Genomic DNA, 21129 nt, shown 5'->3' on the forward strand with positions numbered 1-21129 from the left:
CGATGATGCTGCAAGCCGAAAACCTGAACCAGTATTACGGCTCTTCCCATACCTTGCGCGGCGTCTCGCTGCAGGTGGCGCGCGGGGAGTGCCTGGCGCTGCTGGGCCGGAATGGCGTGGGCAAGACCACGCTGCTGAAATGCCTGATGGGCGTGCTGCCGGTGGCTGGCGGCACCGTGCAACTCGCCGGGCGCGACATCACGCGCCTGCCGCCCCATGCGCGCGCGGCGGCCGGCATTGCCTATGTACCGCAAGGCCGGGAAATCTTTGCACGCCTGACGGTGGAGGAGAACCTGCGCATGGGAATGGCCAGGCTGCCGCGGCGCGAGGCTGCGAACATCAGCGGTGAAGTCTTCGAGCTGTTTCCCGTGCTGAAGGAAATGCTGCAGCGGCGGGGCGGAGACCTGTCCGGCGGCCAGCAACAGCAGCTGGCCATTGCCCGCGCCATGCTGCAACGGCCGCAGGTGCTGATCCTGGATGAACCGACCGAAGGCATCCAGCCGTCCATCATCAAGGATATCGAACGCGTGATCCGGCTGCTGCGCCAGCGCGGCGACATCGCCATCCTCCTTTGCGAACAGTACTTCGATTTCGCCCACGCACTGGCCGACCATTTCGTCGTGCTGTCGCGCGGCGAAGTGGTGGCGGCCGGCAGCCAGGCGCAGATGGCGAGCGACGACGTTACCCGCCACCTGTCGGTCTAGAGGACACCGCCAGCGCGGCCGCGGCAGTGCGCGTCTCCACGCCCAGTTTCGCAAACACATGCTCCAGGTGCTTGTTGACGGTACGGGGACTGGTGCCGAGGATGTCGCCGATGTCGCGGTTGGTCTTTCCCTTGCTGACCCAGTGCAGCACTTCGGCTTCGCGCTGGGTCAGGCGGTGCCTGGCCATCAGCGACTGCACCAAGGCGTCGTCCGCCTCCTCCCGCAGCACCACGCTCCACTGGACCGCTTCGTCCGCCTCGCCAAGCGTGAAGATCAGGCGCCGCGTGCCTTGGGCGATGACCAGTGCGGCCGCTTCCTCGCCGGCGGAGCGTGCCCGCACGGCGCGTTGCAGCCAGGGCGATACCTGCGGCGGCAGCGTTGATTTCGCCTGGGCCGGGAAGTAGATGTCCAGCCATTGCCGCGCCAGCGGGGTTTGCCAGATGATGCGTTCTTCCGGATCGACCGCCAGCACGGCGTGGCCGAAGGCGTCGAGGGCGCTGCGGGCCTGGCTCACCAGGCGTGCATTCTGCGTGTGGGCGCGGATGCGCGCCAGCATCTCGTTCTGTCGCACCGGCTTGGTGACATAGTCGCTGCCGCCGGCCTGGAATGCCGCCACCACATGTTCGCTCTCCGTCAGCCCCGTCATGAAGATCACCGGGATGGCGCGGGTCTGCAGGTCCGCTTTCAGGCGGCGGCAGACTTCGAAGCCGTCCATGCCGGGCATGACCGCATCCAGCAGCACGACGTCGGGCACCAAGGCATTGGCCTGTTCCAGTGCGGTGGCGCCATTGTTGGCGACTACGACGGAATACCCCGATTCATCCAGCGCGTCGTGCAGCACGGCCAGGTTTTCGGGCATATCGTCAACTACCAGCACCAGTTGGCCTGGTGGGCGCTCAATCGTTTGTGGCATGGGATGCTCCCCGTTCGAGCAAGCGCGCCATCGCTTCCAGTTCGAAGCGCTGCGCGTGGTCTCGCATGATGTCGACAAAATGCCGGTACGGTTCGCCGAGCGCGGCGATGACGTCCAGCTGCTGCTTGATGCCGCGCATGTAGCCGGCCTTGACCTGGGCGCGCAAGGGAGCAAGCTGGGCGGGCGAGGGCAACTGCGGTCGGCCGGACGGCGAGGCGCTGGCGGCTGCCGTTTCCGGCGCCAGCCAGTCCAGCTGCAAGCGGCGCCCGATCCAGTCCAGCAGTTCGGCCAGTTGCACCGGCTTGGTGAAAAAATCGTCGGCGCCAATGCCGGCCGGGTTGGGCAAGCCCTTGTCGTAGGCATTGGCCGAGACGATGCCGATCGGCACCGTACAAGCGTGTTCGGTGCGCAGCAGGTGGCTGGCCTCCCAACCGTCCATGCCAGGCATGGCCAGGTCCATCAGGATCAGGTCGGGAGCGAAGCCGGCGTAACTTTGCAGGCACTCCTGGCCAGAGGCGGCCTGACCGACGATGAAGCCGAGCGGCGTCAATATGTCCGCCAGCAGCTCGCGGTCATTGCGGTCATTGTCGACCACCAGGATGCGGCGGCGAGCTCCGGCGTACCCGTTGCGCTGGAGCGGGGCGGTATCGGGCTCCGGCGCCTCGGCGTGCAAGCGTGGCAGCAGCAGGCGCACGCTGAAGACACTGCCTGTGTCCGGCGCGCTGCGTACTGTCAGTTCGCCGCCCATCAGCTCCGTCAGCAGTTTACTGATCGGCAGGCCGAGACCGGTGCCGCCGCAGTTGGCGGCATCGCCGGCGCTGCCGCGCGCGAAGGGCTCGAAGATGCGTTCCAGCTCGTGCTCCAGGATGCCGGGGCCGCTGTCCTCCACTTCGAAATGCGCCATGTCGCGCTGGTAGCGCAGTCGGAAGACAATACTGCCCTGGCTGGTGAACTTGACCGCATTGCCGAGGATGTTGATCAGGATCTGGCCGAGCCGCTTGCGGTCCGCGCGCACCACCGCCGGCAGGCTGCCCTGCACCTCGTAACGGAAGGCCAGCCCCTTGCTGGCGGCCTGCTGTTCGAACATCTGCACCAGCTGCGCGACGAAGGTGGCGAAATCCAGCGGTCGCAGGTCGACGCTCAGGCGGCCGCCTTCGATGCGGGCGATGTCGAGCGTGCCTTCGATCAGTGACAGCAGGTGCTCGCCGCTGCCGCGGATGACACGGATGGCCTGCTGCCGGTGCGGCGGCATGGCCGGGTCGTTCTGCAGCAGTTGCGCATAGCCGAGGATGCTGTTGAGGGGAGTGCGGATCTCATGGCTGATGCCGGCGATGTAGCGGCTCTTGGCCTGGTTGGCCTGGTCGGCCAGCTTCCGCGCCTGCTGCGCTTCTTCCTGCGCCACGCGGCGCCCTTCGCGGTTCAGTACCAGCCACCAGGCGACGATGGCGCTGACCAGCAGCAGCGCGCCGAAGATCTTGAGGAAGGCCAGGCGCAGTGGCGCCAGCAACTGCGCCTGCCCGGCTTGCACCAGGGCCGCTGCCTCATGCAGGTAGAGCAGTCCTAACAGGCCAGCCAGGAAGAGCAGGGTCAGGGTCATGAGGAGCAGGTAGTAGCCCAGCCCGCTGACCAGGTAAGGCCAGGCCGACCTGGGCAGCAGCCAACGCATCGCTGCCTGCCATTGCACGGCAAGGCGCGCGTGCGGCTTGCATGCATCATCGCAGCGCGCGTCGAGGCAGCAGCAGAGCGAGCAGATCGGCCCCTGGTAGGCTGGGCAATGCGCCATGTCTTCCGCTTCGTAGTCCTTCTCGCAAATGCTGCAGGTATTGCTGTGCGCCGCAGCCGCCTGGCGCGCAAGGTAATAGCGGCCGCCGGTGAGGTAGGCAATGGCCGGCGCGGCGGCGAAGGCCGTGGCGAGCGCGATGAAGGCTGAAAAGGCGCGGGCCGTGGCGCCGAACAGGCCGGTGAAGGCGGCCACTGACAGCAGGGAGGCCAGCAGCATGGCGCCGACGCCGACCGGATTGATATCGTACAGGTAGGCGCGGCGGAATTCGATGCCGGCCGGGCTCAGCCCGAGCGGCTTGTTGATGACCAGGTCGGCCACCACGGCGGCGATCCAGGCGATGGCGATATTGGAGAACAGGCCGAGCACCTGGTCCAGCGCCTGGAACACGTTCAGTTCCATCAGCAGCACGGCAATCAAGGCATTGAAGCAGGCCCACACCACGCGCCCGGGATGGCTGTGGGTCAGGCGCGCGAAGAAATTCGACCAGGCCAGCGAACCGGCATAGGCATTCGTCATATTGATCTTGATCTGCGACACCACCACGAACACCACCGTGGCCAGCAAGGCCAGGACCGGGCCTGCGCCGACCAGGCTGAACCCGGCCAGGTACATGTGGGTCGGGTTGACCGCCTGCGCCAGGCTGGCGCCGCCTTGCAGCGCGAGCAGTGCGAGCAGGGCGCCGGCCAGCATTTTCAGGGCGCCGACCACGGTCCAGCCAGGTCCCGCGGCCAGCACGCCAAGGTGCCAGCGCAAACGCTGCTTTCCGGGCGGCGGCATGAAGCGCAGGAAGTCGACCTGTTCGCCGATCTGCGGGATCAGGGCCACGCCAACGGCGGTGGCGGCGCCAAAGGCCAGGGTGTTGAAATGGGCATTGGCCGGATCGCTGCCGGAGAACTGGAGCAATTGGCCGGGAAGGTCTGGGCGCTTGCAAGCGATGGCGACGAAGGGCAGCGCCATCAGCAGCAGCCAGAGTGGCTGGCTCACCATCTGGATGCGGCTGATCAGGGTCACGCCATGCGTTACCAAGGGGACCACCGCCAGGGCGCTGGCCAGGTAGCCGAGCCACAGGGGCAGGCCGAAATACAGTTCCAGCGCGTAGGCCATGATGGCCGCTTCCAGCGCAAACAGGATGAAGGTAAAGGAAGCGTAGATGAACGATGAAATGGTGGAGCCGATGTAGCCAAAGCCGGCGCCGCGGGTCAGCAAGTCCATGTCCACCCCGTGGCGCGCCGCGTAATAGCTGATCGGCAGGCCGGTCAGGAAGATGATCAGGCTGACAGCCAGGATGGCCCAGAAGGCGTTGATAAAGCCGTAGTGCACGGCCAGCGTGCCGCCGATCGCTTCCAGCACCAGGAAGGCGATCGCACCAAAGGCGGTATTGGCGACGCGAAAAATGGACCATTTGCGAAACGCGCGTGGCGTGAAGCGCAGCGCGTAGTCTTCGATGGTTTCATTGGCAACCCAGGTGTTGTAGTCGCGCCGGATCTTGACGATGCGCTGAACCGTTTTGGTGCGTGGGCTTTCCAGGTTTGGTGCAGGCGTGTTCATGGGTTTGCGGGATTCGTGCTGGCTACTGCATTAATGCAATTACTATGCCCATCTGAACCCCTGTTTCAACTGGTATGCGTCTTGCTTATTGAGGAGCATGGCCGATACCCTTCCCGACAATTTGATTGGACTTTGTTTGCTGGTGCTCAGCCTTGGCTTGAGGCACGGCTTCGACGCTGACCACCTGGCGACGATCGACGGGCTGGCCCGCTGGAACATGGCGGCACGGCCACGCCTGGCGCGCCAGTGTGGCGCCTGGTTTTCCCTGGGCCACGGCGCGGTCGTCATGGCCATCGCGGTGGCGCTCAGCACACTGGCGGGGCACTGGCAGCCGCCGGCCTGGCTTGAGCTGTGCGGCGCCTGGGTCTCGATCGCCTGCCTGATCGGCCTGGGACTGTTGAATGTGCAGGCGCTGCTTGGCGCGCCTCGCGGGCAGATGGTCGCGCCGGCGGGCTTGAAAGGCCGCTTCCTGGGACGGCTGGCCGCCGCATCGGGACCGGGCGGGGTGGCACTGGTGGGCGCCTTGTTCGCCTTGTCGTTCGACACCATCAGCCAGGCCAGCCTGTTTGCCGTGGCAGCCACCGAGTTCGGCGGCTGGCGGCATGCATTGTTGCTGGGCGTGCTGTTTACGCTGGGGATGCTGGTGGCCGATGGCGTGCATGGGGTCTGGATTGCGCGCCTGCTGCGCCGTAGCGGCGAGACGGCAGTGCTGGCCTCGCGCATCATGGGCTGGGTGGTGGCCGGCCTGAGTTTCCTGGTGGCGGGTTTCGGCGTGCTGAAGCTGTCATCGCCGGCCATCGGCACATGGAGCGATGGCAAGCAGCTGGCCCTCGGTGCGGCACTGGTGGCATTGCTGGCCGGCAGCTTCCTGATGGCCGTGGCCATGGCGCGGCTGCGCGCGGCTGCGCGTACCGACGCCTCCCTCGGATAGTGGTGGCCGTCATGCGCATGGACCTTCCCGCTGCCGCCCTTTCTCCCGCGTCGTGGCGCGCCAGCCTGGCGCTGGGCTATGCGCGCGCTGGCGCTGCAACGCGGCTGGTGCAGCGCGCTCACAGCGGTCCCTTGCGCGTGCAAAAAGCCCTCTATCCGGAAGGGGAAGCCGTCTGCCACAACATCTTGCTGCATCCACCGGCTGGCATTGCGGGCGGTGACGAGCTATCCATCGACATCACGGCCAGCGCCGGATCGCATGCCCTGCTGACCACGCCGGGCGCCGCCAAGTGGTACCGCGCCAATGGCAAGCCGGCGAGGCAGCGGGTCAGGATCGTGGCTGGGCCGGATGCGCGCGTGGAATGGCTGCCGCAGGAAACCATCTTCTTCGATGCCACGGATGCGCATCTGGCGCACGAGGTCGACCTTGCCGCCGGCGCGCGCTACCTTGGCTGCGACGTCCTGTGCTTTGGCCGCAGCGCCAGCGGCGAGCGCTATGCGCGCGGCACGGTGCACCAGCACCTCGAGGTGCGCCAGGCCGGACGCCTGCTGTGGTGGGACCAGGGCGTGCTGCACGGCGGCAGCAGCGCCATGCAAAGTCCGCTTGTACTGGGTGGCGCGACGGTCTGCGCCACCTTGCTGGCAGCGGGACGTGCCGCCGACGCTGCGCTCCTTGCGCAGTTGCGCGCGCTGGATCCGGCGCTGGGCGCGAGCGCGCTCAAATCCGTGCTGGTGTTGCGCTACCTGGGCCACGATGCCGAACAGGCGCGCAAGCTGATGGCGCTGGCCTGGCAAACCATGCGCCCGTACTGGATGGAGCGCCCTGCAACCGAACTCCGGATATGGAATACCTGATATGGATCTCTCTCCACGCGAAAAAGACAAACTGCTGCTGTTCACCGCCGCGCTGCTGGCCGAACGCCGCCGCGCGCGCGGCCTCAAGCTCAATTACCCGGAAGCCGTGGCCCTGATCAGCGCGGCCATCCTGGAGGGAGCGCGCGACGGCAAGACCGTGGCCCAGCTGATGGCCGAGGGCGCCCAGGTGCTGGCGCGCGACGAGGTGATGGAGGGCGTGCCCGAAATGATCTCCGACATCCAGGTCGAAGCAACCTTTCCCGACGGGACCAAGCTGGTCACCGTCCACCACCCCATCGTCTGAGGACGGCATGATACCTGGCGAATACCTGCTTGAAGAACGCGACATCACCCTCAACGCCGGCCGCGCCGGCTGCACCTTGGTGGTGGCCAATAGCGGCGACCGGCCGGTGCAGGTCGGGTCGCATTTCCATTTTTTCGAGGTCAACGCGGCCCTGCAGTTCGACCGCACGCAGGCACGCGGCATGCGGCTCGATATCGCCGCCGGCACCGCCGTGCGCTTCGAGCCCGGCCAGCGCCGCACGGTGCAGCTGGTCGCGCTGGCCGGCACGCGCCACGTGTACGGCTTCAACGCCCTGGTGATGGGCGCATTGGACGGGGAGGGATAATGGCCCGGATTTCGCGCCGCGCCTATGCGGAAATGTTCGGGCCGACCACGGCCGACCGCCTCCGCCTGGCCGACACCGAACTGTTTATCGAGATCGAACATGACTACGCCATTCCCGGCGAAGAAGTGAAGTTCGGGGGCGGCAAGGTGATCCGCGACGGCATGGGACAATCCCAGTTGCCGCACCGGGACGTGATGGACACGGTGATTACCAATGCCGTGATCCTCGACCACTGGGGCATCGTGAAAGCCGATATCGGCCTGAAAGACGGCCAGATCGCCGCCATCGGCAAGGCCGGCAACCCGGACATCCAGCCGGGCGTCACCATGGCCATCGGCGGCGCCACCGAGATCATTGCGGGCGAAGGCATGATCGTCACCGCCGGCGGGGTCGACACGCACATCCATTTCATCTGCCCGCAACAAATCGAAGAAGCGCTGGCGTCGGGGGTGACCACCATGATCGGCGGCGGCACCGGGCCAGCCGTCGGCACGGCAGCCACCACCTGCACGCCCGGCCCGTGGCACATCCACGCCATGCTGGCGGCGGCAGACGCCTTCCCCATGAACCTGGGCTTCCTGGGCAAGGGCAATGTAAGCCTGCCGCGCCCGCTGGAAGAGCAGGTCGAGGCGGGCGCCATTGGTTTGAAGCTGCATGAGGACTGGGGCAGCACACCGGCGGCGATCGACAATTGCCTGTCGGTGGCCGACCGCATGGACGTGCAGGTCGCCATCCATACCGACACGCTGAACGAGGGCGGCTTCCTGGAAGCGACGCTGGCGGCGTTCAAGGACCGTACCATCCACACCTTCCATACCGAAGGAGCGGGGGGTGGCCATGCGCCGGACATTATCGCGGCGGTTGGCCAGTCGAATGTGCTGCCCTCGTCCACCAACCCGACCCGCCCATTCACCGTCAACACGCTGGACGAGCACCTGGACATGCTGATGGTGTGCCACCACCTGGACGCCGCCATCGCGGAAGACGTGGCATTTGCGGAATCGCGCATCCGCCGCGAAACCATTGCGGCCGAAGACATCCTGCACGACCTGGGGGCGATCTCGATGATGTCGTCCGACTCGCAGGCCATGGGGCGGGTGGGAGAAGTCATCATGCGCACCTGGCAGACGGCGCACAAGATGAAAGTGCAGCGCGGCCCGCTGCCCGGCGACGACAGACGCAACGACAACACGCGCGTCAAGCGCTACGTGGCCAAGTACACCATCAATCCTGCCATCGCCCATGGCATTTCGCATGTAGTTGGCTCGCTTGAAGTGGGCAAGCTGGCCGACCTGGTGCTGTGGCGGCCGGCCTTCTTCGGCGTCAAGCCGTCCCTGGTGCTGAAAGGCGGCATGATCGCCTGTGCCCAGATGGGCGATCCCAACGCCTCGATTCCCACGCCGCAGCCCGTATACATGCGCCCGATGTTCGGCGCCTTTGGCGGCGGCTTGAAAAAGTCGCTGACTTTCGTGTCGCAGGCGGCGTTCGAGGCGGGCGTGGCGCAACGCCTCGGACTTGCCAAGCGCGTGGTGCCGGTGCGCGCCACCCGCCAGCTGCGCAAAGCCGATATGGTCCACAACGGCGCGACCCCGCACATGGAGGTCGACCCCGAAACCTATGAAGTGCGCGCCGACGGCCAGTTGCTCGTGTGCGAAGCCGCGCCGGTGCTGCCGATGGCGCAGCGCTATTTCCTGTTCTGAGAAAGCGAAGACCATGCAGACCCTGCACACCAAACTGGCCGCCGCCGACCGCGTCGACGGTGAGCTGGTACTGACTTACGACCAGCGCGAGAAGTGCCGTCAGCGCGCGCGCCTGGTGTCGGGCGAAGAGATCGCCCTGTTCACTGCGCGCGGCACGGTGCTGCGCGAGGGCGACCTGCTGACCGGTGAAACCGGCTTCGTGGCGCGCGTGCACGCGGCTGCGGAGCCGGTGTACACCGTGCGCGCCGCCGATGCCCACGGTCTGCTGCGCTGCGCCTTCCACCTTGGCAACCGCCATAGCCAGGTGGAGGTGGGCGACGGCTTCCTGCGCATCCGCGTCGATCCCGTGCTGCGCGATATGCTGGCCGGGCTGGGTGCGATTGTCACGGAAGACCTGGCGGCCTTCGAGCCGGAGGCCGGCGCCTATTCCGGCGGGCATGGGCACGGCCACCCGCTGGCCCCGGTGCCGTTGCGGCAGAAGATCCATCGTCCTGCGGACGCATGAGGATGGAAGCGAAGGCGCTGCTGCATCTGCTGCAATTCGCCAGCCCGGCGCTGCCGGTTGGCGCCTACAGCTATTCGCAAGGCCTGGAGGCGGCGCTGGAGGATGGCAGCGTGCACGATGCGGCCACGGCGCGCGCCTGGATGAGCAGCATGCTGCACGAAGTGCTGGCGCGCTGGGACGCGCCACTGTTCTGGCGTCTGCTGCGCGCCCACGCGGCAGGCGATGCGGCGGCTGCAGCGTGCTGGGCCGAGCGCTGCCTGGCCTCGCGCGACACGGCGGAACTGCGCGCGGAGTCGGTGCAGATGGGCTTTTCGCTGGCGCGCCTGCTGGCCGAACTGGAGCTGGCGCCGGCCGCCGAAGGCGAGGAAGCCTATCTCGCCGCGCTGGCCCGGGCCGTGCATGCGCTGAGCGTGCCGCACGAGGCGGCGCTGCTGGCCATGCTGTTCGGCTGGGCCGAGAACCAGGTGCTGGTGTGCGTCAAATCCATCCCGCTCGGGCAGGTGGCTGGCCAGCGGCTGCTGCTGTCGCTGCGACCCGAGATCGAAGAAGCGGCCCGTATTGCGCAAGCGCTGGACGATGCGGACATGTCCAACTGGGCGCCCGGGCTTTCCCTGCTGTCGATGCGGCACGAAGTGCAGCACGGCAGGCTTTACCGTTCATAAAGGAATTACCATGGCATCCAATCCCCTGCGCGTCGGCATCGGCGGCCCGGTCGGCTCCGGCAAGACCGCCCTGTGCGAAATGCTGTGCAAAGCGATGCGCGACAATTACGACATGGCTGTGATCACCAATGACATCTACACCCGCGAAGACATGGAGATCCTGCTGCGCGCACAGGCGCTGCCGCCGGAGCGCTTGATGGGCGTGGAAACGGGCGGCTGCCCGCACACCGCGATCCGCGAGGACGCTTCGATCAACCTGGAGGCGATTGCACGCTTGCAGGCGGATTTCCCGTCGCTCGACTTGATCCTGGTCGAATCCGGGGGCGACAATCTTGCCGCGACCTTCAGTCCGGAGCTGTCGGACCTGACCTTGTATGTCATCGATGTGGCGGGCGGCGAAAAGATTCCGCGCAAGGGCGGGCCCGGCATCACGCGCTCCGACCTGCTGATCATCAACAAGACGGACCTGGCGCCGCACGTAGGCGCAGACCTGGACATCATGGCGCGTGACGCCGCACGGCAGCGGGGCGAACGCCCTTTCGTGTTCACCAATTTGCGCAGCGGGCAGGGCGTGCAGGAAGTGGTTGGCTTCATTCGCGAACAGGGTTTGCTGGGCATGCCGCGCTAGTCCCTTTGCGGTGAGCTGGCCGGCAGCGAGATGCGAACCGTGGCTCCCTCGCCGGGGGCCGACTCGATCGCGATGCGCCCGCCCATCACGCCGGTGACGATGTTGTAGACGATGTTCATGCCAAGGCCGGTGCCGCCACTGCCCATTTTGGTGGTGAAGAATGGATCGAAGACTTTGCGCTGGACTTCTTCCGACATACCGGCGCCATCGTCGCGAAACACGATTTCGACCTGCCCGTCTTCGACAGTACGGGCGGATAGTCGGAGGTGGCCGCTGGTGCGGCCTTCAAAGGCGTGCATCAGGGCGTTGTTGATCAAGTTGTTGAAGACCTGGTACACGCTGCCCGGATAAGAATCGAGTTCCAGTTCCGGCGGCACGTCGACTTCCATCTGGATTGCACTGCGGCGCAGGCGCGGCATGTAGGTCGCGGCGGTGTCGAGCGCGACTGCCTGCAGGCGGAAGCGGCGGCGCTGGTCGTTGGTCTGGTCCACGGCAATCTGCTTGAAGGAAGCGATCAGGGACGCTGCTTTCTCGAGCGAACTGGAAATCAGGCCGCATGCAAGCTGTACCTCTTCCAGGTGATGATTCAACGTAGAGCGCCGCACCGAGCCGTCAGCCACCGACAGTTTGAATTCCTTCACGCGGTCGTCCAGCGCGGTGGAGGCCAACAGGCTGTTGCCGATCGGCGTATTCAATTCATGCGCGATGCCCGCCACAAGCGAGCCGAGGGAGGCCATCTCTTCAGCTGCGATCAGGTCGTGCTGGGTGCGCTGCAAGGTCTCCAGCGCATGTGACAGGTCGCGATTTGCCTGCTCCAGCGCGGCTGAGCGTTCGCGCACCCGCGACTCCAGTGCATCGTTCAATTCGCGCAATTGCTGCTTGGCCTTCATCTCCTGCGTCAGGTCCAGCAAAGCCCAGATGATGGCGTGCTTGCCATCCAGGAGCAGCGAGGACGACCAGATCGCCACCTGTCCCGGCCCGCCGTCAGGCAACATCACATCGGCCAGCTCGCCGCGCACCACGCCATGCAGGCGGTACTCGTTCCAGATGCGCTGGCGCTCGTTGGGCGAGGCCCAGAACGTCACTTCATCCGAACGCCTGCCAATCAGTTCGTGCAGCGGCGTGCCGAAGGTGCGAGCCAGGGCCTGGTTGGCGGCGATGATGCGGCCTTCCTGGTCCGATACCGACAGCGGCAGCGGGGTCATGTCGAACAGGGTGCGGAAGCGTTCTTCGGATTCGCGCAAGCGACGCTGCGATTCTTCGAGCTGGGCGATGCGTTCGCGCAGCGCGGCGCTCATGAGGTTGAGCGAATGCGTTACTACTTCCAGTTCGTCGCCGCCGCTCTCGGGCAACTGGCTGAACTGGCCTTCCGCCAGATGTTCCGAATGGCGCGCCAGGGCAGCGAGGCGTTTGCCGACGCCGCGCGTCATGGCGAAGAACAGCAGCAGGGCCAGTGCGAAACCGAGCAGGGCGATCAGGCCGCCCTGGCGCAGCACGTCGTCGCGCGCCGTTACAAGGTCGACGGTGGAAAGGCCGAAGTGCAGCATGCCCACCTGGTTATCCTTCAACAGCAGCGGCGCTTGCGCGTGCAGCAGGTTGCCGTCGACGGAGGTGCGCACGCCGCCGCCCAACTGGGCCTGGCGCAGCGCTTCCGGCATGAAGTCTGGCCGCTCGCCCGCTTCCAGCACCGTTTCGCCGGAAGCATCAAGGATCACGATATAGCGCAGGAAGCTGTCGCGCGGGTCGGACAGCATTTCCGACCAGTAGCTGCGCAATTCGCCCAGGCGGCCGCTGCTGGCATAGGGCGTCAGCGTGAGGTTGAGGTTGATGGCATATTCGTGGGCGACGCGGTCGGCGTTGCGGCTGACGGCGTTGGTCATCAGGCGCAAGCTGTTGCCGATCAACAGGGCCACCACTACGGCCTGGACGAAAGCGCTCAGCAGCAGGAATTTCGCGCGCAGCGAAAGCTTCAAGTTATGCCCCCAGCTTTGTTGATTTTTGATTATCGGGACATTGTATCCCTTCATTAGTGAAAGTTGCCGAAATTTAAAAAAAACGCCGCCCGGCTGTTGCGGGGCGGCGTTGGCGCGTAGCAGGCGCAGTAAAGCTTGTTCGGCTTATGGCAGGGTCAGGATGACCTTGACGCTGTCGTCGACAGCCGATTTGTCGATGTAGCCGATGGCTTTCGGATCGTCCGCCACGGCTTTTTTCACCTCGGCGTTGGACTTGAATTCCTTCGGTGGCGTGGCCTTGCCGGTAAATACCAGCTTGGACCAGATGGCTTTCACCTGGGCAGGGTCCTTTTCGGCGACTTTCTGGTAGAAGTCGGTGCGGATCTTGGAGCCTTCAGCCTGGTCCACCGGGGTGAACATGGCCGATTTGCCGAGGAAGAATTGGGACGCCTGTTCCGAGAACATGCGCGAGGCCGGATTGTCCTTGTTGACGATCACGACGATTTCGGCCGAAGCAGGCAGGGCTGCGGCAGCCAGTGCCGAGGCGAGGAGGGCGCAGAGGATTTTTTTCATGGCCGTAGCTCCTTAGAACACGAAGTCGATGCCGGCGGCATAGACGTTTACGCTGTTGCTGTAAGTTGGCACGCCGGAAGGCAGGATCAGGGAGCCGCCTTTGACTTGTGGCTTGACGTGGTCGATCTGCACTTTCAGGGCCAGCGACTTGGCGAAGTCCCAACGCATGCCGACCAGGTCGGATTTCTGTTCAGGCGACACCAGCAGGCCGCGCACGGCGCCGAAGGTTGCAGCCAGCGGATGGGCGGCAGGCACGGTCGGCACGGTTACGGACGAACCGTGGCCCTTGTAGTAAGCATGGGCGTAGTAAGGCAGCACTTTGCCGAAGCGGTAGCCGGCCATGATGTAGCCCGAGTTGGTCTCAGGGATGTAGACCGGCTCGTGGGCGCGGCGCTGGGCGTACTCGGCTTGCAGCACGATGTTCTTCCAGTCCATCGTCAGGCCGATTTCGGTGAAGCTCATCTTCTTGCCGCCGCGCAGGGTCAGGTCGTCGGCGAGCTGGACCGCGGCCGGCACCTTGGTCGCGGCCAGGCCGTCGGTCAGGGCGTTGATCGGGGCCAGGTTGTTGACTTCGATCTTGGCGCGGGCGTGCGCCAGGCGGGCGGTGAACGGGCCGTATTCGGCGGTCACTGCAGCGCCGAACACCGGCGACTGGTGTTTGGCGACCGAACCGCCGCCGGTCGGGATGTACAGCTTGCCGCGGCTCACGCCGCCGAAGCCTTGCACGGTGACGTTGGTGTCGCCGAAGGCATGCTGCCAGTTGACGTCAGCACCGTCCATGTTTTCGATCGGAGCCTGGCCGTACATTTCGATCGGCGGGCGCATCATGGTGTTGGCGTAGCCGACGTTCTGGTAGTCCGAGATCAGGAAGGCAGGCAGCACCACGCGGCCCAGGCGCACGTTGGTCTCGTCGTTCAGCTTGTACTTCAGGAAGCCCCAGGTCAGGTCGGTGGTGAACTGCTGGCTGGTATTCTTGCGGGTCAGTACCTGCACGGTGCCCGACAGGCTCTCGTTGAAGGTGTAGGTGGCTTGCAGGCCCAGGTTGCTGTCCAGGCCGATGCGCGGGGAGTCGCCGGTGCCTGCAGCCTGGTTGTAGCGTGCGAATTTTGCGTCATCGGAGTTGGTCTTGGCCACGCCCAGGGTGCCAAAGCCACTGATGCTCAGGTTGCCGTCGCCCAGGGTACCGGCCTGAGCCATCATGCTGGTAGCAGCCAGCATGGCGGCGGCGAGAAGCTGTTTCTTCATGAAGTGATCCGATCGAATGTTATTTTATTGATAGTGCAGCGCACCAAAGTCGTGCCATTTTGTTTATGGCAGTTTCCTAGAATAAACTAAAATTGCACCAAATTGAATTGGAACCTGCACAAATAGAGAGCAGCTTCTAGAAACTGTGGGGTTTTTGAGTTCTTTGATTGGCGTTATTGCACTGCGCACTGAAATGCGCGTGCGTTTAAAATAACAGCTTCGTTCCCTATCAAGATTGAGAAGAAAACATGGCCGTCAATTCCCCTATCCCAGTTGCCGCTGACCTGAAGCCGGTTGCCGGTATCGAGCTTGGCTATGCCGAAGCTGGCATCAAGAAGCCGGGCCGCAAGGACGTGCTGGTCCTGAAGCTGGCCGATGGCGCCACCGTGTCCGGCGTATTCACGCTGAACCGCTTCTGCGCCGCGCCTGTGCAGATTTCCAAGGAAAACCTGGCGGCCGTGAAAGCCGGCGGCAAGCCGATCCGCGCCCTGATGATCAATACCGGCAATGCCAACGCCGGCACCGGCGAATCGGGCCTGGCCAACGCGCGCACCACCTGCGCGGCGCTGGCCAAGGAACTGGGCTGCGATGCGCAGCAGATCCTGCCGTTTTCCACCGGCGTGATCCTGGAGCCGCTGCCAGTCGAAAAAATCGTGGCAGGCCTGCCGAAAGCCATCCAGAACCTCAAGCTGGACAACTGGTTCAACGCCGCCGAAGCGATCATGACCACCGACACCCAGCCCAAGGCCGGTTCGCGCACGGTCGATGTCGCCGGCCACAAGGTCACCATGACCGGCATTTCCAAAGGCGCGGGCATGATCAAGCCGAACATGGCCACCATGCTGGGCTACCTGGCCTTCGACGCCAAGGTATCGCAGCCGGTGCTGGACGTGCTGGTCAAGGAAGCGGCCGACAAGTCCTTCAACTGCATCACCATCGACGGCGACACCTCGACCAATGACTCCTTCATGCTGGTTGCCACCGGCGCCGGCACCCTGGTGGTGGACTCCGTCGATTCGCCTGAATACAAGGCGCTGGCCGCTGCCGTCACCGAACTGTCGGTATTCCTGGCGCAAGCGATCGTGCGCGACGGCGAAGGCGCCACCAAGTTCATGACCATCACCGTGGAAGACGGCAAGGACACCGCCGAATGCCGCAAGATCGCCTACTCGATCGGCCACTCGCCGCTGGTGAAGACAGCCTTCTTCGCGTCCGACCCTAACCTGGGCCGCATCCTGGCCGCCATCGGCTACGCCGGCGTGGACGACCTGGATGTCAGCAAGATCAACCTCTACCTGGATGACGTATGGGTGGCCAAGGACGGCGGCCGCAACCCGGACTACAAGGAAGAAGACGGCCAGCGCGTGATGAAGCAAAGCGAGATCACCGTGCGTGTGAAGCTGGCGCGCGGCACCGCCGCTTCCACGGTCTATACCTGCGACCTGTCACACGACTACGTGTCGATCAACGCCGACTACCGTTCCTGAGCGGATGTCGCACCAACTCGACCAATTCCTCAAGCGCGCCGAGGCATTGCTGGCGCGCGTGGAAGCCATCATGCCGCCTGCCGCCGCAGCGCCGGACTGGCTGGCCTCCACCGCCTTCCGCTGGCGCAAGCGGGGCCACACCGGCTTTCTCCAGCCTGTGCCGCGCCCTGCGAAAATCGCCTTTGACGACTTGCAGCACATTGGCCGCCAGAAGGCGCAGATCGAACAGAACACGCGCCAGTTCGTGGAGGGCAAGCCCGCCAACAACGTATTGCTGACCGGCGCGCGCGGCACCGGCAAGTCTTCGCTGATCAAGGCGTGCCTGGCGGCGTTCGCGCCGCAAGGCCTGCGCCTGATCGAAGTCGACAAGGCCGACCTGCACGACCTGCCCGACATCATGGACCTGGTAGCAGGCCGCCCGGAGCGCTTCGTGGTGTTCTGCGACGACCTGTCGTTCGAGGAAGGGGAGAGCGGTTACAAGGCGCTGAAGGTGGCGCTGGATGGCTCGGTGTCGGCCGTGATCGACAACGTGCTGATTTACGCCACCTCCAACCGGCGCCACCTGATGCCCGAGCGTATGTCCGACAATGCCACCTACACGCATGACGATGATGGCGACCTGCATCCGGGCGAAACGGTGGAAGAAAAGATTTCGCTGTCCGAGCGCTTCGGCCTCTGGCTGTCCTTCTACCCGTTCAAGCAGGACGACTACCTGGGCATCGTGGCGCACTGGCTGGCCGCCTTCGGCTGCAGCGTGCCGCAGATCGCCGACGCCCGCGCCGAGGCCCTGCAATGGGCGTTGCAGCGCGGTTCGCGCTCCGGCCGCGTGGCCTGGCAGTTTGCACGCGATTACGCAGGGAGATTGAAATGACTGCGCGCCCGATCGATGTCGCAGTCGGCATCCTGATGCAGCCCAATGGCGACGTCCTGCTTGGACAGCGCCCTGAAGGCAAGCCCTACGCCGGCTACTGGGAATTCCCGGGCGGGAAGGTCGACCCGGGCGAGACCATCCTGGAAGCGCTCAAGCGCGAATTTGTTGAGGAGCTGGGCATCCATATCCAGAGTGCGGAAGAATGGTGCGGCGTCGAGCACGTCTACCCGCACGCCCACGTGCGGCTGCATTTCTTCATCAGCCGCGAATGGAGCGGCGAGCCGCAAAGCCTGGAAGGCCAGGCCTTCGCCTGGCAGGGAACGGTAGGCGTCGAACCGCTGCTGCCCGCCACGATTCCATTGCTGGAGTGGTTAGACAAAGTACGGTATTAAAAGTCGGGGTCAGGTCTGGCAATCCGCCATTTTGGCGGATTGCCAGACCTGACCCCGACTTTCATTTTGATTCTTCGTCGAGCGGATCGGTGGGGGCGGCGCCGGGGATGGTGTATTTTTCCTCGGCCCAGGCGCCAAGGTCGATCATCTTGCAGCGCTCGCTGCAGAAGGGGCGGTATTTATTGGCTTCCGTCCACTCTACCTTGGCATGGCAGGTGGGGCATTCAACGACAGTAGGCATGGTGCTTAGAAATTACAGAGGGTGAGCTCGAATGGTACATCTTCTTCCAGCGGCTTGGGTTTCAGGTCGCCGCCCTGGGAAGTAAAGCGCACCCACAGCATGTATTTGTTGGCCGAGATCTCGGGAATCGCGCCCAGCGCTTCGTCGACCGACAGGCGCAGCATCTGGTAGACCTTGCCTTGCAGCATCTGCTGGTAACTGCCGGCACTGGCGATCATTTTCACCGGGGCGCCGGAGTCGCGCAGCAGGCGCAGCACCAGGGCCAGCGCGTCGAACAGCGGCGCCAGCGGGTTGAACCAGGTGACGATGTCGTTGAAGCGCTTCTCGGCCGGCTGCTTTTGCCAGGCGTAATAGGAAGGCAGGTCGAATTCGCAGGCGCCGCCCGGGATGATGGTGCGGCCGCGGATGCTCATCAGCCATTCATTGTCGCGCACGTTCTGGCCGGTCTTGCCTTGCGAGGCGACCAGGGCGCTTGAAACACTGTCGAGTTCGGTGAGGATGGCGTCCAGCATTTCGGCCTGGACGTTCGGGTTGGAGCGGTAGCCCAGCAAGCTCTGGCGCTGGCGCTCGAGTTCTTGCAGCAGATCGGATTTCAGGTCGGCGCGCCCGGCCACTTCGAGCATGTCGAAGATGGTGGCCAAAGCGACGTGGTGCTGCATCGGGTGTTCCTGATGCACGAAGAACTTGAACTTCTCGTATAGATCCTCCAGGCGCAGCAAGGTGCGGATGCGCTCATTGAAAGGATATTCGTAAACGATCAAAGCATCCCTCGTGTCGAAGACCTATTAATAATCTCGTGATTCTGAACTATGCGAAGCAAAATTACAAATATTGCTGATAAAAACCATGCAAACGGTCTACTTGAGGGGTTAAAGCTTCGATCCTGCCGCCATTGTCTATGACATCGTCGGCCGCTGCCAGCCGTACCGCGCGCGGTACCTGGGTGGCCATGATGGCCCGCACCTGGTCTTCGGCCAGGCCATTGCGCGCCATCACGCGCGCCACCTGGACTTCTTCCGGGCAGTCGATCACCAGCACGCGGTCGACGCGCTGCTTCCAGGCGCCGGATTCGACCAGCAGGGGAATGGCCAGAATCACGTAGTCGCCGCTGGCATCGGCAGCCGCGGCCAGGGTGGCGTCGCGGATCATGGGGTGGAGGATGGCTTCCAGCCGGCGCTTGGCTGGCGGTTCGCGGAACACGAGCTCGCGCATTTTTGCGCGGTCCATGGCGCCGCGGCTGTCGGCCATGTGGGAGCCGAATTCGGCCAGGATGTCGGGCATGGCGGCGCCATTGGGCCCGGTCAGGGTGTGGGCAATCTGGTCGGTGTCGACGATGCTGGCGCCGCGGTCGGCAAACATATTGGCAACCAGGCTTTTTCCGCTGCCTATGCCGCCTGTCAGGCCGACCACGAAGCGCGCCGTCATGTCAGGGCGGGGCCGTACAGGATGGGGGTGATCTGCTGGCCGAAGAACAATGCCGCCAGGCCGGCGCCGGCCAGGTAGGGGCCGAACGGGATCTTGTGGTCGAAGCCCATGCGCGAGGCGATGATGATGCCGATGCCGACCAGTGCGCCGACCACCGAGGACAGCAGGATAATCGCCGGCAGCATCTGCCAGCCCATCCAGGCACCCAGCGCGGCCAGCAGCTTGAAGTCGCCGTAGCCCATGCCTTCCTTGCCGCGCACCAGCTTGAACAGCCAGTACACGGACCACAGCGCCATATAACCGGCGGCTGCGCCCAGCACGGCATCCTGCAGGGGCACGAACATGCCCTTCACATTGACCAGCAGGCCAAGCCACAGCAGCGGATAGGTCAGGTCGTCCGGCAGCAGCTGGGTGTCGAAGTCGATGAAGGTCATCGCGATCAGCAGCCAGCCGAAGACCAGGGTGGCCATGCCGGTCCAGCCGAAGCCGAAGTGCCACACCAGGCCGGCCGACAGCAGGGCGCTCAGGGCCTCGATCGCTGGATAGCGCGCCGAAATCGGCGCCTTGCAGGAGCTGCATTGACCGCGCAGCACCAGCCAGCTGATGATCGGGATGTTTTCCAGCGCCGTGATCTGGTGGCCGCAATGCGGGCAGGCCGAACGCGGCACCATCAGGTTGTAGCGTTCCGGATGCGGCTCCGGTTCATTGCGCTCGCTGGCGCAGAACTTGTCGGCCTCGCGCTGCATCATGACCGGCACGCGGTGGATCACCACGTTCAGGAAACTGCCGACCAGCAGGCCAAGGATGCCGGCCACCAGGGCGGCGGCCAGCGTTGCTGGCGGCGAGAACAGCATGAATACGTCTTGCATGCTGCTTACACCACCGAGCCGAGTTTGAAGATTGGCATGTACATCGCAACCACCAGGCCGCCGATCACCACGCCCAGGACCACCATGATCATCGGCTCCATCAGGCTCGACAGCTGGGCGACCGCCTCGTCCACTTCATCTTCGTAGAAGTCGGCCACCTTGCCCAGCATCGCATCGAGCGCACCGGATTCTTCACCGATGGCCACCATCTGGGTCACCATGGTCGGGAACACGTCGGCATTTTGCATGGCCACGGTCAGGCTGGTACCGGTGCTGACTTCGGTCTGGATCTTCTTGGTCGCTTCCAGGTAGACGTTGTTGCCGGCAGCGCCGCCCACCGAATCCAGCGATTCCACCAGCGGCACGCCGGCGGCGAACATGGTCGACAAGGTGCGGGTCCAGCGGGCTACAGTTGCCTTGCGGATCACTTCGCCGAACACGGGAACCTTCAGCAGCAGGCGGTCCATCGTGGCCTGCATCTTTGCCGAACGGCGCCAGCTCTGGAAGAAGAAATACAGCCCGGCAAACAGGCTGCCGAAGATGATGTACCAGTACTTGACGAAGTAATCCGAGATCGTCATCACGAACAGGGTCGGCGCCGGCAGGTCGGCGCCGAAGCTGCTGAACACTTCCTTGAAGGCCGGCACCACCCAGATCATGATCACGGAGGTCACGATGAAGGCCACTGCCAGCACGGCGATCGGATAGGTCAGGGCCGACTTGATCTTGGCCTTGATGGCCAGCGTCTTTTCCTTGTAGATGGCCAGGCGGGTCAGCAGGTCTTCCAGGATACCTGCCTGTTCGCCGGCTGCCACCAGGTTGCAGAACAGCGGATCGAAGTACAGTGGGTACTTGCGGAACGCCATGTTCAAGCTGGTACCGGTCTCGATGTCGGCACGCAGATCCAGCACCAGTTTCGATACCGAAGGATTGGAGTGTCCCTTGCCGACGATGTCGAAGGCCTGCAGCAGCGGCACGCCGGCCTTCATCATGGTCGCAAGCTGGCGCGTAAACAGGGTCAGGTCCTTTTCGGTGACCTTCTTGCCTGTCCGGTAGACCTTTTTCTTGATCTTGGTGGCCATGATGCCCTGGCGGCGCAGGGTCACGTTGACCACGGCTTCGCCACCGGCGCGCATTTCTCCGCGCACGGTCTTGCCGGTCTTGTCCTTGCCTTCCCAGGTGAATATCTGTTCTTTCGCGGTGCCCGCAGTAGCCAT

The 21129-nt window shown here is 64.4% G+C and carries 22 protein-coding genes; 12 read left to right on the forward strand and 10 right to left on the reverse strand.

Going from position 1 to position 21129, the window contains the following annotated elements; translation table 11 throughout:
- Positions 1 to 5 precede the first annotated feature (5 nt).
- Entirely contained in the window at positions 6 to 704 is a 699-nt protein-coding gene (urtE, locus tag ACN9MU_RS07975; RefSeq protein ID WP_426323708.1) for an urea ABC transporter ATP-binding subunit UrtE, read from the forward strand.
- On the opposite strand, the gene ACN9MU_RS07980 is transcribed toward urtE, so the two are convergent.
- Together ACN9MU_RS07980 and ACN9MU_RS07985 are read right to left on the reverse strand one after the other, a co-directional pair.
- Entirely contained in the window at positions 682 to 1617 is a 936-nt protein-coding gene (locus ACN9MU_RS07980) for a response regulator (RefSeq protein ID WP_426169356.1), read from the reverse strand. The two genes, urtE and ACN9MU_RS07980, sit on opposite strands and share 23 nt — an antisense overlap.
- Positions 1601 to 4948: a hybrid sensor histidine kinase/response regulator gene (locus ACN9MU_RS07985; protein WP_426169359.1), complete on the reverse strand. Its 3348-nt coding sequence runs from the start codon at positions 4946 to 4948 to the stop codon at positions 1601 to 1603. Before ACN9MU_RS07985 ends, ACN9MU_RS07980 begins: the two co-directional genes overlap by 17 nt.
- Before the next feature lie 97 nt (positions 4949 to 5045).
- Between ACN9MU_RS07985 and ACN9MU_RS07990 the strand changes: the two genes are divergently transcribed.
- From ACN9MU_RS07990 to ureG, 8 genes are read left to right on the forward strand one after another with little or no spacing between them, the layout of a single operon-like run.
- Positions 5046 to 5879 carry a nickel transporter gene (locus ACN9MU_RS07990; protein ID WP_426169361.1) on the forward strand — a complete coding sequence of 278 codons (834 nt, stop codon included), beginning with the start codon at positions 5046 to 5048 and terminating at the stop codon, positions 5877 to 5879.
- Positions 5880 to 5890: 11 nt separating this feature from the next.
- The gene (locus ACN9MU_RS07995) at positions 5891 to 6733 is read left to right on the forward strand and encodes an urease accessory protein UreD (RefSeq protein WP_426344398.1); all 843 of its coding nucleotides are present in this window, start codon (positions 5891 to 5893) and stop codon (positions 6731 to 6733) included.
- 1 nt (position 6734) lies between these two features.
- On the forward strand, positions 6735 to 7037 hold the full coding sequence (locus ACN9MU_RS08000; RefSeq protein ID WP_426169365.1) for an urease subunit gamma: 303 nt from the start codon (positions 6735 to 6737) through the stop codon (positions 7035 to 7037).
- A 7-nt stretch (positions 7038 to 7044) separates the two neighbouring features.
- Positions 7045 to 7362, forward strand: coding sequence for an urease subunit beta (locus ACN9MU_RS08005; protein WP_426344399.1), 318 nt, complete (start codon positions 7045 to 7047; stop codon positions 7360 to 7362).
- Entirely contained in the window at positions 7362 to 9062 is a 1701-nt protein-coding gene (gene ureC / locus ACN9MU_RS08010; RefSeq protein WP_426169371.1) for an urease subunit alpha, read from the forward strand. The genes ACN9MU_RS08005 and ureC overlap by 1 nt, the downstream gene beginning before the upstream one ends.
- Positions 9063 to 9075: 13 nt before the next feature.
- Complete coding sequence (gene ureE / locus ACN9MU_RS08015) at positions 9076 to 9567, forward strand: urease accessory protein UreE (RefSeq protein ID WP_426169373.1); 492 nt, start codon at positions 9076 to 9078, stop codon at positions 9565 to 9567.
- Between the two features lie 2 nt (positions 9568 to 9569).
- Positions 9570 to 10229, forward strand: a complete 660-nt coding sequence (locus ACN9MU_RS08020) for an urease accessory protein UreF (protein WP_426344876.1) — start codon at positions 9570 to 9572, stop codon at positions 10227 to 10229.
- A gap of 10 nt (positions 10230 to 10239) precedes the next feature.
- Complete coding sequence (gene ureG / locus ACN9MU_RS08025) at positions 10240 to 10857, forward strand: urease accessory protein UreG (RefSeq protein WP_426169375.1); 618 nt, start codon at positions 10240 to 10242, stop codon at positions 10855 to 10857.
- Here the strand turns inward: ureG and ACN9MU_RS08030 are convergent.
- The 3 genes from ACN9MU_RS08030 to ACN9MU_RS08040 form a co-directional block, all read right to left on the reverse strand.
- Positions 10854 to 12830 (reverse strand): ATP-binding protein, encoded by a 1977-nt coding sequence (locus tag ACN9MU_RS08030; protein WP_426344400.1) that lies wholly within the window; start codon positions 12828 to 12830, stop codon positions 10854 to 10856. The genes ureG and ACN9MU_RS08030 overlap by 4 nt on opposite strands.
- A gap of 144 nt (positions 12831 to 12974) precedes the next feature.
- Entirely contained in the window at positions 12975 to 13382 is a 408-nt protein-coding gene (locus tag ACN9MU_RS08035; RefSeq protein WP_426169381.1) for a hypothetical protein, read from the reverse strand.
- 12 nt (positions 13383 to 13394) lie between these two features.
- Complete coding sequence (locus ACN9MU_RS08040; protein WP_426321554.1) at positions 13395 to 14627, reverse strand: porin; 1233 nt, start codon at positions 14625 to 14627, stop codon at positions 13395 to 13397.
- 248 nt (positions 14628 to 14875) lie between these two features.
- On the opposite strand from ACN9MU_RS08040, the gene argJ reads away from it, so the two are divergent.
- From argJ to mutT, 3 genes are read left to right on the forward strand one after another with little or no spacing between them, the layout of a single operon-like run.
- Positions 14876 to 16114, forward strand: coding sequence for a bifunctional glutamate N-acetyltransferase/amino-acid acetyltransferase ArgJ (argJ, locus tag ACN9MU_RS08045; protein WP_426169385.1), 1239 nt, complete (start codon positions 14876 to 14878; stop codon positions 16112 to 16114).
- A 4-nt stretch (positions 16115 to 16118) separates the two neighbouring features.
- Positions 16119 to 16985 (forward strand): ATP-binding protein, encoded by an 867-nt coding sequence (locus ACN9MU_RS08050; RefSeq protein WP_426321556.1) that lies wholly within the window; start codon positions 16119 to 16121, stop codon positions 16983 to 16985.
- Complete coding sequence (mutT, locus tag ACN9MU_RS08055; RefSeq protein WP_426169391.1) at positions 16982 to 17377, forward strand: 8-oxo-dGTP diphosphatase MutT; 396 nt, start codon at positions 16982 to 16984, stop codon at positions 17375 to 17377. The genes ACN9MU_RS08050 and mutT overlap by 4 nt, the downstream gene beginning before the upstream one ends.
- Before the next feature lie 61 nt (positions 17378 to 17438).
- On the opposite strand, the gene yacG is transcribed toward mutT, so the two are convergent.
- The 5 genes from yacG to ACN9MU_RS08080 form a co-directional block, all read right to left on the reverse strand.
- Positions 17439 to 17618: a DNA gyrase inhibitor YacG gene (gene yacG, locus ACN9MU_RS08060; RefSeq protein ID WP_426169393.1), complete on the reverse strand. Its 180-nt coding sequence runs from the start codon at positions 17616 to 17618 to the stop codon at positions 17439 to 17441.
- 5 nt (positions 17619 to 17623) lie between these two features.
- On the reverse strand, positions 17624 to 18379 hold the full coding sequence (zapD, locus tag ACN9MU_RS08065) for a cell division protein ZapD (RefSeq protein ID WP_426321559.1): 756 nt from the start codon (positions 18377 to 18379) through the stop codon (positions 17624 to 17626).
- Between the two features lie 61 nt (positions 18380 to 18440).
- Complete coding sequence (coaE, locus tag ACN9MU_RS08070) at positions 18441 to 19043, reverse strand: dephospho-CoA kinase (protein WP_426321561.1); 603 nt, start codon at positions 19041 to 19043, stop codon at positions 18441 to 18443.
- Entirely contained in the window at positions 19040 to 19912 is an 873-nt protein-coding gene (locus ACN9MU_RS08075) for a prepilin peptidase (protein ID WP_426344401.1), read from the reverse strand. The genes coaE and ACN9MU_RS08075 overlap by 4 nt, the downstream gene beginning before the upstream one ends.
- Before the next feature lie 5 nt (positions 19913 to 19917).
- Positions 19918 to 21129: a type II secretion system F family protein gene (locus ACN9MU_RS08080; protein ID WP_426321563.1), complete on the reverse strand. Its 1212-nt coding sequence runs from the start codon at positions 21127 to 21129 to the stop codon at positions 19918 to 19920.

The organism is Pseudoduganella sp. R-32, from assembly GCF_049913245.1.
Lineage (GTDB): Bacteria > Pseudomonadota > Gammaproteobacteria > Burkholderiales > Burkholderiaceae_D > Rugamonas.